The following is a 10,604-nucleotide window of genomic DNA, read 5'->3' as shown; positions in this document are numbered from 1 at the left end:
GCTCCGGATCGCCGCGCCGCCGACCACGGTCAGCGACCTCGTGGCGCCGTTCATCGCGACCTTCGGCGCGGGCGACCCGTTCCCGGCCGTCCGGCCGGAGTCCGCCCGAGGGGCGTACGAGGCGCTGGCGCACGGCGCCGCTGACGTGGCCGTCTCGCCGGACCCGCCACCCGCCGGCCACGCGAGCGCGCTGGTCGCCACCTTCCCGATCTGGCTGTACGTGCCTGCCGACCACGGCTGGGCGCACCGGGAGTCGGTCGGCCTGGGCGAGTTGGCCGACGCGCCGCTGCTGGTGCTCCCCGAGACGTACACGCAGCGCCAGTTGCTGGACCAGGCGTCGGCCGCCGCCGGGATCGTGCTCAGCGGGGCGCGCGAGACGAGCTCGCCTGAAGTCGCGCAGGCGTTGGCCGCCGCGGGTTGGGGAGCCGCCTTGGTGTCCGACGACAGCCGCTTCGGCCTGCGCGGACTGCGGGTCGCGACCACGTCCGGGGACCTGTCGCTGCGGCTGCATGCCGCCTGGGACCGCGACCACCACGGCGCGGCCGAGATCGGGCGGATCGTGGCGCGGCTGAGGGAGTTCTGCCGCGACCGCTACGGCTCCGGCGCTACTGTGCTGACGTGAACGACCGCAAACAGCAACTGCTCGGCGCGACCTGCCGGGTGATCGCCAGGGATGGCATTCGAGGCATGCGGGTGGAGAACGTCGCCGCCGAGGCCGGAGTCTCCACGGCGCTGATCTACTACCACTTCGGAGATAGGGCCGGGCTGCTCGCGCAGGCCATGCAGCACGTGAACACCCGGGCGGAGTCCTACGCCGACGCGGAGGAGGGCAAGACCGGGCGCGAACAGCTCATGCTCCAGGTGCTCGGCGAGTTCCAGGACGACGACCTGGTGCGGGAGAACTCCGCGGTCTGGGGCGAGGTCCGCGGCGCGGCGGTGTTCGACGAGGCGCTGCGGCCGGTGGTCTCGGCCGCCACCGAGCAGTGGGTCACCGACCTGGCCGACTTCATCGAGCAGGGCAGGCAGGACGGGAGCATCGCCCCGGACGTCGACGCCCACGCGGTCTCGACCCGGCTCACCGCGCTCATCGAGGGCCTGAGCAACCGCTGGCTGGCGCGGCTGATGTCGACCGCGGACGCCCGCCACCACCTCACGCAGATCGTCGACCAGGAGCTCACGCCGAGCCACGCGCCCGTCGGCGACTAGCGCGACCCGACGAAAACAGAACGGGATCAGTCTCGCCCAACTCTTGACTAATTTTTCAGTCAGGATCATAGTTCCCTGCCATGACACCGGCAGCAGAACCGACAGGCGCCACGACGACCCCCGGGAGCACCGTCCACAAGTGGCGGATGCCCGCCGAGTGGGCGCCGCACGAACGGTGCCTGATGGCGTGGCCGACCCGGGAGTCGTTGTGGGGCCCCTATTTCGAGGAGGCCAAGGCCGAGTACGCCGCGACCGCCAACGCCATCGGCGACTTCGAGCCCGTGCTCGTCATCGCCAACCCCGGGCAGGGCGCTGAGGTCCGGCGCGCGTGCGGAAACACGGTCGACGTCGTCGAACTCGCCATCGACGACTCGTGGATCCGCGACTCCGGTCCCCAGATCCTGCTCGACGGCACGGGCCGCCGCGCCGCGGCCGACTTCGCGTTCAACTCGTGGGGCGAGAAGTTCCTTCCCTACGACCAGGACGCCTCGATCAGCAGGCGGGTGCTCGACGTCCTCGGGATCGACCGGATCGCCTCGGACATGGTGCTCGAAGGCGGTGCGATCACCGTGGACGGCGAAGGCACCCTGATCACCACCGAGCAGTGCCTGCTGCACCCGAACCGCAATCCGTCGATGTCCCGATCGGACATCGAGGCCGAGCTGATGGCCAACCTCGGCGTCGAGAAGGTCATCTGGCTGCCCTACGGCCACCACGACGACACCCACACCGACGGCCACGTCGACGGCGTGTGCACCTACGCGAGCCCCGGCGTGGTGATCGCGCAGACGTGCGCCGACCCCACCCTGCCGGACTTCGAGCGCATGGCCGCCAACCTCGAGGTGCTCAAGTCGAGCACCGACGCCGCGGGCAGGCCCCTGGAGATCGTCGAACTGCCGCAGTACCCGTTCCACACCCTGCCCGACGGGACCCAGACGATGGTGGCCTACGCCAACTTCTACGTCGCGAACGGCGCGGTGATCGTCCCGGTCGCACAGCACGACCTCGATGCCGAGGCGCTCGCCGTGATCGCGGTGGCGTTCCCCGGCCGTGAGGTGGTGGGCGTGCCGTCCAACACCGTCGCCTACGGCGGCGGCGGCGTCCACTGCATCACCCAGCAGATCCCCGCGGCGTGAGCGATCCTGTTCCGCGGAGCGGCCCGCCGCACATCACCACCCCCACCACCGCGCCTATCACCATGAAGGGGCCGACATGGCCATCACCCGGTTAGCCGCCCTCGGCGCCGCCGCCCTCCTGCTGGCCGCCTGCGGCGGCAGGCAGGCCGCCGACCCGACCCAGAAGGGCGCCACCGACCTGTTCGGGCTCGCGCCCATGACCGCGGCCGCGAGCGGCCCGGTGCCGAAAGCCACCTGGGCGCTCTACCGCAACCCCACCACCCTCGACCCGGCCACGGCGTTCGACTACCCGGAGAACACCGTCATCGCCACGCTGTGCGAATCCCTGCTGCGCCAGCAGCCGGACGGCACCGTGGCCCCGGGCCTCGCCTTGTCCTACGAATACGCGACACCGACCTCCCTGCGGCTCACGCTGCGGCCCGACGTGAAGTTCTCCGACGGCAGCCCGGTGACCCCCGCGGACGTCGTGTTCAGCCTCAAGCGCCACCTGGACCCCGAGGTCGGCAGCTTCTACGGTGCGAACTTGGAGCGGATCTCGGACATCACGGTCAGCGGCACCGACACTGTCACCATCACCTTGTCCACACCGGACTACTGGCTCACCGGTGAGCTGTCCGCGATGCCCGGCGTGGTGATCCAGGAGAAGTACGCCAGGGCCAAGGGGCGCGACTACGGCACCCCGGGCGGAGGCATCATGTGCACCGGGCCCTACCAGCTCGCGAACTGGACGACGGGGGAGTCCGTGCGCGTCGCCGCCCGGCCCGACTACTGGGACCTGGCGCTGCGGCCGTCCACCCAGGAGATCGAGTTCCGCGGCGTCTCGGACGCGGCCACGCTCACCACCGGCCTGGCCACCGGCGAGATCGACGGCGCCTTCATCACCGACACCTCGAACCTGGCCCAGCTGCGCCGGACCCCGAGCATCAACGTCCACTTGGGACCGGGCATGGAGACCCAGTACTTCATCCCGGCCAACCTCACCGGCGTGCTCGGCGACGTCCGGGTGCGCCAGGCCCTGTCCCTCGCCCTCGACCGGCGCACCTACATCAACGCGGTCTACGGCGGCGACGCCTTCGTGCCCCGGCTCGCGACCAACCCCGGCACCTGGGGGTTCGCGAAGCAGACCTTCCGCACGGCGTGGGACGCGACCCCGGAGCTCACCCAGGACCTCGCGAAGGCCAAGCAGCTGATCGCGGACGCCGGTGCCACCGGGAAGCCCCTGGTCATCGGCACGTCGACCGGGCTGGCCACGGTCGCCACCCAGGCCAACGCGTGGCAGCAGGCGGCGAACGCGATCGGGCTCAAGGCCAGCCTGCACAACGTCTCGCCGGAGAACTACATCAACTTCTTCACCGACCCCGCGGCCCGCGCGAGCGTCGACGCCTTCAGCAGCACCACCTATGGCGACTACGCCGACCCCGCCGCGCTCGACAACACCTACATCGCGGCCAACGGCAGCCAGAACTACTCCGGCTACAGCAACCCGCAGATCCAGTCGCTGCTGGCCAGCGCGCGGGCCGAGGCCGATCCCGAGCGACGCGCGCAGTACGACATCGAGGCGGAGAAACTGATCATGCGGGACCTGCCGTGGATCCCGATCGCGCACCCGCCGACGATCCTGGCGCTGAACACCAAGCTCACCGGGGCGCCGTCGTCGTTCGCCTACATGCAGGCGCCGTGGCTGGCCAAGCTCGGCGCGGCGGCGCGCTGAGATGCGCCGGTTCCTCATCCGCCGCGCCGGGTTGCTGCTCGCGACCCTGCTGATCGCCAGCATGGCGATCTACGGCGCCCTCTACCTCGCCCCCGGCGACCCGATCGCGGTCCTGACCGGCGGACGCAAGGTCAGCCCGGAGGCCAGGGCGCAGCTCGCCGCCCGCTACCACCTCGACGACCCGCTGCCGGTGCGGTACTGGCGCTGGCTGACCGACGCGCTGCACGGCGACCTGGGCTACTCGATCGCCAACCGGGCCGATGTGTCCACTGTGGTCGGTGAGCGGGTCGGGACCACGCTGGGGCTGCTGGCGTTGACGTCGGTGCTGATCATCGTGATCGGCGTGTCGGTCGGGGTGCTCAGCGCGCTCAAGCCGGGGTTCGTGGACACCGCGGTGCTCACCGTGACCACGGTCCTGGCCGCCGTGCCGTCCTTCGTCACCGCGCTCGTGCTGATCAGCGTCTTCGCGGTGAACCTGCGCTGGCTCCCGGCACTCGGCACCGGCGACGGGTTCCTCGACCAGCTCAAGCACCTGATCCTGCCCAGTGCCGCGCTGGCCGCGTCGTCGCTGGCGCTGGTCGCCCGGATCACCCGCGCGGCCGTTCGGGCCGAACTCCCGCGCGAACACGTCCAGACCGCGATCAGCCGCGGGCTGTCACGCCGGGCGGTGTTCCGCCGCCACGTGCTGCGCAACGCGGCGGTGCCCATCACGACGGTCACCGGCCTGAGCATCGCCTCGCTCATCGTCCTGGTGTCCATTGTGGAGCAGGTGTTCGACCTCAACGGCATCGGCGCCGCGCTCGTCACCGCCGCGCAGAACAAGGACTTCGCCGTCGTGCAGGCGCTGTCGCTGATCATGGTGGCCGCCTTCGTGCTGATCAACACGGTGGTCGACCTGCTCTACGCGGTGCTCGACCCGCGCGTCAAACTCGGAACGGCGGCGACCTGATGGCACTGACGATCACCCCTGGCGAGATCGAGGTGGTGCGCCGCCGCCGCGGATTGCGCTGGTTGGCGGGAGTCGGCTGGCTGGGCCACGCCAGTGTCCTGGTCATCGCGCTCGCCGCGCTCCTGGCGGTGTTCGGTCCGCTCCTGGCGCCGTTCCCGCCGAACCAGGCCGACTTGGCCAACGCCTATGTCGCCGCGGACGGCTCACACCCGCTCGGGTTCGACTCCCAGGGCCGCGACCTGCTCTCCCGGCTGCTGGTCGGCGCCCGTTCGTCGCTGCTCGGCCCGCTGCTGGTCGTCGTGCTGGCCATGACCGCGGGCACGGTGCTCGCCGTCGTGGCCGCGTGGCGGCGCGGCTGGGTGGACAGCCTGATCTCCGGTGCGGGAGACATCGTCTTCGCCTTCCCCGGCCTGCTGCTCGCGGTACTCACCGCGGCGGTCGTCGGGCCGAGCCAGCTGTCGGCGGCCCTGTCGCTCTCGATCGCCTACACGCCGTATGTCGCGCGGCTGGTTCGGGCGGCGGCGCTGCGTGAGCGGTCCCAGCCATATGTGGAGGCGCTGGAGGTGCAGGGCGCCGCGGCGTCGGTGATCTGCCTGCGGCACATCGTGGCCAACATCGCGCCGGTGCTCGTCGCCGAGGCGACCATCCTGTTCGGCTGGGCCACGCTCGACCTGGCGGCGATCTCGTTCCTCGGGCTCGGGGTGCAGCCGCCACAGGCGGACTGGGGGGTCATGGTGTCCGAAGGCAAAACCGGTGTCCTGCAAGGATATCCGGCCGAATCGCTGGTCGCGGGGACCGCGCTGGTGCTGGTCGTCGTCGCGTTCAACATCCTGGGCGAGCGGCTCGGCGGACACGGATCCGAGGTGGCCGCATGAGTGAGCTTTTGGTGGCGGTCGACGGCCTGAGCGTCACGCTGAAGAACCCCGGCGGCGGCAGGCTCGTCCTGCGCGACGTCTCACTGACCTTGGAACGCGGCGAGGCGCTCGGCCTCGTCGGCGAATCCGGCGCGGGCAAGTCGATGACGGCACGGGCTGTCGCGGCGCTGCTGCCCGCGAACGCCGTGGCGACCGGGTCCATCCGATTCCAAGGGGAGGACCTGCTCACCGCCAGGGGCGAGAAGCTGCGGCGCGCCCGCACGGCGATGTCGGTGGTGTTCCAAGACCCACGCGCGCATATCAACCCGGTCCGCCGCGTCGGCGACTTCCTGACCGAGCAACTCCGCCTCGTCCGGAAAGTCGACCGCGACGAAGCGACCCGCCGTGCCCAACGGATGCTCACCGAGGTCGGCATCCTCGACACCGCAAGGTGTTTGCGCGCATACCCGTCGGCGCTGTCCGGCGGGATGCTGCAGCGCGTCATGATCGCCTCGGCGCTGCTGGCCGAGCCGAAGCTGATCCTGGCCGACGAGCCGACCACCGCGCTCGACGTCACCACCCAGTCCGAGGTGATGGCGATCCTCGACGAACTGCGCCGCGACGCGGGTGTCGCGCTGCTGTTCATCACCCACGACCTCGACCTCGCGGCGGCGGTGTGCGACCGCACCGCGGTGATGTACGCGGGTCAGATCGTGGAGACCCAGGAGTCCGCCCGGCTGCACGCCGAACCCGCGCACCCCTACACTGCCGCGCTCGCCGCGGCCCGGCCCGACCTCGACGCGCCCACACCGCGGCTGGCCGCGATCGCGGGTCGCCCGGTCTCGGCGTGGGAGGCGGCTGACACCTGCGCTTTCGCCGAACGCTGCGTCCACCGGCAGCCCCGGTGCACCACCGCCCCGGTGCCGCTGACGGGGGACCGGTCGCGATCCGTGCGCTGCGTCAGGGCGTCCGAGATCGACCTGACCCAGAAGGGAATTCGATGAGCGAGTCGGTGCTGAGCGTGTCGCACCTGACGAAGTCGTTCGGCTTGTTCACCGCGGTGCACGACGTCTCCTTCGACCTCGCCCCCGGCTCATCGCTGGGCATCGTCGGCGAATCGGGATCCGGCAAGACGACGCTGGCGCGGATGGTCATCGGCCTGGAGGCGCCGACATCGGGCACGATCACCTGCTGCGGGCACGACCGGTCCCACCCGTCGCGGTCCACCAAGGCTCGCCGGGCCAGGGCGCTGGAGACCCAGATCGTCTTCCAGGACCCGTACGCGAGCCTCGACCCGCGCCAGACCGTCGAGCAGGCACTGGCCGAGGCGGTCCGCCTCCACGCCCGGCACGAGGTGCGGGCGCGGGTCGAGGAACTCGCCGACATGGTCGCCCTCGGCGCGCGGCACCTGATGGCGCTGCCGCGACATCTGTCAGGGGGACAGCGGCAGCGGGTCGCGATCGCCCGTGCGCTCGCGGCGAACCCCAAGGTGCTGGTCCTCGACGAGTCCGTCGCCGCGCTCGATGTGTCCATCCAGGCCCAGATCCTCAACCTGCTGGCCGACATCCGGGAGCGGACCGCGATCTCGTACCTGTTCATCAGCCATGACCTGGCGGTCATCCGGCAGGTCACCGAGCACGCGATCGTGATGCGCGGGGGGCGGGTGGTCGAGAGCGGGGCCACCGGCGAACTGCTGCGGGCGCCGATCCACCCGTACACGCGGGCACTGCTCGACAGCGTCCCTCGGCCCGGGTGGAAACCCAGCCGCCGAACTGTGCTCCACCTGGAACGGGGTGATCACGATGCGCCTGACGCCGACTGAGCGGGACCGACTGCTGATCTTCACCGCGGCGGAGCTGGCCCGCGCGCGGCTCGCCCGCGGCTTGCGCCTCAACGTCCCCGAAGCCACGGCCCTCATCGCCGACGCGGTCTGCGAAGCCGCCCGAGACGGGGTGCGCCTCGCCGACGCCATCGAGGTCGGCCTTTCCGTGCTGCGCGCCGAGGATGTGTTGCCGGGCGTGCCCGACATCGTGACCGAAGTCCAGGTCGAGGCCGTGTTCGACGACGGCAGCAGGCTGGCCGTGATCACCGATCCTTTCGGAGGCGGGCGATCCGACGCCGCCGCCCCCGGCGCGGTGCTCCCCGGCACCCCGCCACCCGAGCCGGAAGCGGCGGTGGTCACCGTGACGGTCACCAACACGTCGGATGTGCCGATCAGCGTCACGTCGCACTTCCACTTCTTCGAGGTGAACCGGCGGCTGCGCTTCGACCGCGAAGCCGCCTACGGCAGGCGGGCCGCGATCCCCGCCGGGACCACGCTGCGCTTCGCCCCCGGCGGCACCGAGACAGTCGGGTTGATTCCCATCGGCGGCGACCGCGTCGCGATCGGTTTCGCGGGCCTGGTCGACGGCCCACTCGACGACCCCGACACCCGCGCGCGGGCCATGCGCACCGCGCGCCGACTCGGATACCTGGACGGCACACCATGAGCCTCACCCACGACGACTACGTGCACGCCTACGGCCCCCGCGCCGGTGACCGGATCCGGCTCGGCGACACCGGCCTGGTGATCGAGGTCGAGCACGACGCCCAACGGCCGGGTGAGGAATTCCTCGTCGGCTTCGGCAAGACCGCGCGCGACGGCATGCACCTGCTCGCCGCCCCCGTGCGCGAAACCTGCGACCTGGTGATCAGCAACGTCGTCGTCATCGACACCGTCCTCGGCATCAGCAAGGTGTCGATCGGCATCCGCGACGGACGGATCTGCTCGGTCGGGCGCGCGGGCAACCCGAACACTCTCGACGGTGTCGACGTCGTCGTCGGCACCGGAACGGCGATCGTCTCCGGGGAAGGGCTCATCGCCACGGCGGGCGCGATCGACACCCACGTGCATCTGCTCTCCCCGCGGATCATGGAGGCCAGTCTCGCCTCCGGTGTCACCACGATCATCGGGCAGGAGTTCGGTCCGGTGTGGGGGGTCGGGGTGAACTCGCCGTGGGCGCTGCGCCACGCCTTCAACGCCTTCGACGCGTGGCCGGTCAACATCGGGTTCCTCGCCCGAGGGTCCTCTTCGGACGAATCCCCGCTGCTGGAGGCCTTGGTGGAGGGCGGAGCCAGCGGGTTCAAGGTCCACGAGGACATGGGCGCGCACACCAGGGCCCTGGACACCGCCCTGCGGGTGGCCGAGGCACACGACGTCCAAGTCGCGCTGCACACCGACGGGCTCAACGAATGTCTGTCCGTTGAGGACACTCTCGCGGTGCTGGAGGGCCGCACGATCCACGCCTTCCACATCGAGGGCTGTGGCGGCGGCCACGTGCCCAACGTCCTGCGGCTCGCGGGAGAGGCCAACATCATCGGCTCCTCCACCAACCCGACCCTGCCCTACGGCCGCGACGCCATCGCCGAACACCACGGCATGATCGTCTCGGTGCACGGCCTCAAACCGCACCTCCCCGGCGACGACGCGCTGGCCCGCGACCGCATCCGCGGCGGCACGATGGGCGCCGAGGACCGGCTGCACGACCTCGGCGTCATCCCCATCACCTCCTCCGACGCGCAAGGGATGGGGCGGGCGGGCGAGACCGTGCGCCGGACTTTCGCCATGGCGGGCAAGATGAAAGCGGAGTTCGGCGCCGAACACCCGCGCCACGACAACGAGCGGGTGCTGCGCTACATCGCCAAACTCACGGTCAACCCGGCGATCGCCCACGGCTTGGCCCACGAGGTCGGTTCGCTGGAGGTCGGCAAGCTCGCCGACATCGTGCTGTGGCGCCCCGATTCCTTCGGGGCCAAGCCGGAAATGGTCCTCAAGGTCGGTTTCCCGGCCTACGGCGTCACCGGCGACCCCAACGCCGCCACCGGCACCTGCCAGCCCTTGGTCCTCGGGCCACTGTTCGGCGCGCACGGCGCCACAGCGGCCGACCTGTCGGTGGCGTTCGTCAGCCAGGCGGCGGCTGATGCGGGCAACGACCACATGACCACCCGCAGGCGCCGAGTCGGGGTGCGCGGCACCCGGGGGATCGGCCCCGCTTCGATGGTCCGCAACAACCGGATCGCCGTGGTGCGCGTGGAAGCGAGGACAGGCGAAGTGACCATCGACGGCGACCCGGTCAGCTCGCAACCGGCCGAGAGCATCAGCCTGAATCGCCTCTACTTCCTCTGACGGTCCGCATCGCTGTTCATGGCGGTGATAATAGCTCTCCACGACCGTGAACCCACGCACAATCGGGGACTCTCGTGCGTCGTAAGCCGGGGTCGTGGGTCAGCAGCGCAGCGCGAGCGGCGAAGGCTTGTGATCGGGGAGCCCGGCCAACACGTGTGCGCCGAGCTCCGCGTGGAGTCCGCCCAGGGGTGCCCGCAGTGGCTCGGTGGCTGTTCAGGCCGCCGAGTGTCGTGGTGTTGCGGGGAGTGGTCTTCGGTACGGGTCGAGATAAGCGGGTGGGGTGAACTCTGGGAGTCCGTCGACAATGGTGACGGCCCAGTCGGAGTTGTGGATCAACCGATGATGCTGCCCGCACAAGAGAACCAGGTTGTCGAGTGCGGTGGGCCCGCCGTGGGCCCAGTGCCGGCTTTGGTGGCCGTGGCAGGAGCGGGGCCGCCGGTCACACCCGGGGAACGCGCATCCCTGATCCCGCAGGATGAGGGCCCGGCGGAGGTGGGTGGGGATGGTGTAGCGCATCCGGCCGATGTCCAGTGGTCGGGTTGCCCCGCCCATGACGTAGGGGATGACCGCGCTGTCACACGCG

11 protein-coding genes are annotated in these 10,604 nt (G+C 70.8%); 10 read left to right on the top strand and 1 reads right to left on the bottom strand.

Annotated elements, in window-relative coordinates; genetic code table 11:
• The 10 genes from ACRDSQ_RS22245 to ACRDSQ_RS22200 form a co-directional block, all read left to right on the top strand.
• Positions 1-622, top strand: a 622-nt coding sequence (locus tag ACRDSQ_RS22245) for a LysR family transcriptional regulator substrate-binding protein (RefSeq protein WP_431423741.1), incomplete at its 5' end; no start/stop codon positions are given.
• Positions 619-1,206, top strand: coding sequence for a TetR/AcrR family transcriptional regulator (locus ACRDSQ_RS22240; protein WP_431423739.1), 588 nt, complete (start codon positions 619-621; stop codon positions 1,204-1,206). The genes ACRDSQ_RS22245 and ACRDSQ_RS22240, both read left to right, overlap by 4 nt.
• Before the next feature lie 80 nt (positions 1,207-1,286).
• Positions 1,287-2,342 (top strand): agmatine deiminase family protein, encoded by a 1,056-nt coding sequence (locus tag ACRDSQ_RS22235; RefSeq protein WP_431423737.1) that lies wholly within the window; start codon positions 1,287-1,289, stop codon positions 2,340-2,342.
• Between the two features lie 76 nt (positions 2,343-2,418).
• Complete coding sequence (locus ACRDSQ_RS22230) at positions 2,419-4,053, top strand: ABC transporter substrate-binding protein (RefSeq protein ID WP_431423736.1); 1,635 nt, start codon at positions 2,419-2,421, stop codon at positions 4,051-4,053.
• 1 nt (position 4,054) lies between these two features.
• Positions 4,055-5,002 (top strand): ABC transporter permease, encoded by a 948-nt coding sequence (locus tag ACRDSQ_RS22225; protein ID WP_431423735.1) that lies wholly within the window; start codon positions 4,055-4,057, stop codon positions 5,000-5,002.
• Positions 5,002-5,877 carry an ABC transporter permease gene (locus ACRDSQ_RS22220; RefSeq protein ID WP_431423734.1) on the top strand — a complete coding sequence of 292 codons (876 nt, stop codon included), beginning with the start codon at positions 5,002-5,004 and terminating at the stop codon, positions 5,875-5,877. Before ACRDSQ_RS22225 ends, ACRDSQ_RS22220 begins: the two co-directional genes overlap by 1 nt.
• Positions 5,874-6,860 (top strand): ABC transporter ATP-binding protein, encoded by a 987-nt coding sequence (locus ACRDSQ_RS22215; RefSeq protein WP_431423733.1) that lies wholly within the window; start codon positions 5,874-5,876, stop codon positions 6,858-6,860. The genes ACRDSQ_RS22220 and ACRDSQ_RS22215 overlap by 4 nt, the downstream gene beginning before the upstream one ends.
• Positions 6,857-7,678, top strand: coding sequence for an ABC transporter ATP-binding protein (locus ACRDSQ_RS22210; protein WP_431423731.1), 822 nt, complete (start codon positions 6,857-6,859; stop codon positions 7,676-7,678). Before ACRDSQ_RS22215 ends, ACRDSQ_RS22210 begins: the two co-directional genes overlap by 4 nt.
• Complete coding sequence (ureA, locus tag ACRDSQ_RS22205) at positions 7,659-8,345, top strand: urease subunit gamma (RefSeq protein ID WP_431423729.1); 687 nt, start codon at positions 7,659-7,661, stop codon at positions 8,343-8,345. Before ACRDSQ_RS22210 ends, ureA begins: the two co-directional genes overlap by 20 nt.
• Positions 8,342-10,021, top strand: coding sequence for an urease subunit alpha (locus tag ACRDSQ_RS22200; protein WP_431423727.1), 1,680 nt, complete (start codon positions 8,342-8,344; stop codon positions 10,019-10,021). Before ureA ends, ACRDSQ_RS22200 begins: the two co-directional genes overlap by 4 nt.
• A gap of 213 nt (positions 10,022-10,234) precedes the next feature.
• Here the strand turns inward: ACRDSQ_RS22200 and ACRDSQ_RS22195 are convergent.
• The coding region (locus ACRDSQ_RS22195; protein WP_431423725.1) for an HNH endonuclease signature motif containing protein at positions 10,235-10,604 on the bottom strand (370 nt) is incomplete at its 5' end.

It is taken from the genome of Actinokineospora sp. (assembly GCF_050699995.1).
Classification (GTDB): domain Bacteria; phylum Actinomycetota; class Actinomycetes; order Mycobacteriales; family Pseudonocardiaceae; genus Actinokineospora.
The sequence above is the reverse complement of the archived record's forward strand: the minus strand, read 5'-3'. Positions and strand labels throughout refer to the sequence as shown.

Coding starts and splice junctions, on each gene's coding strand:
- ACRDSQ_RS22235 (WP_431423737.1), top strand. CDS start 1,287: ATGACACCGGCAGCAGAACCGACAGGCGCCACGACGACCCCCGGGAGC.
- ACRDSQ_RS22230 (WP_431423736.1), top strand. CDS start 2,419: ATGGCCATCACCCGGTTAGCCGCCCTCGGCGCCGCCGCCCTCCTGCTG.
- ACRDSQ_RS22225 (WP_431423735.1), top strand. CDS start 4,055: ATGCGCCGGTTCCTCATCCGCCGCGCCGGGTTGCTGCTCGCGACCCTG.
- ACRDSQ_RS22220 (WP_431423734.1), top strand. CDS start 5,002: ATGGCACTGACGATCACCCCTGGCGAGATCGAGGTGGTGCGCCGCCGC.
- ACRDSQ_RS22215 (WP_431423733.1), top strand. CDS start 5,874: ATGAGTGAGCTTTTGGTGGCGGTCGACGGCCTGAGCGTCACGCTGAAG.
- ACRDSQ_RS22210 (WP_431423731.1), top strand. CDS start 6,857: ATGAGCGAGTCGGTGCTGAGCGTGTCGCACCTGACGAAGTCGTTCGGC.
- ureA (WP_431423729.1), top strand. CDS start 7,659: ATGCGCCTGACGCCGACTGAGCGGGACCGACTGCTGATCTTCACCGCG.
- ACRDSQ_RS22200 (WP_431423727.1), top strand. CDS start 8,342: ATGAGCCTCACCCACGACGACTACGTGCACGCCTACGGCCCCCGCGCC.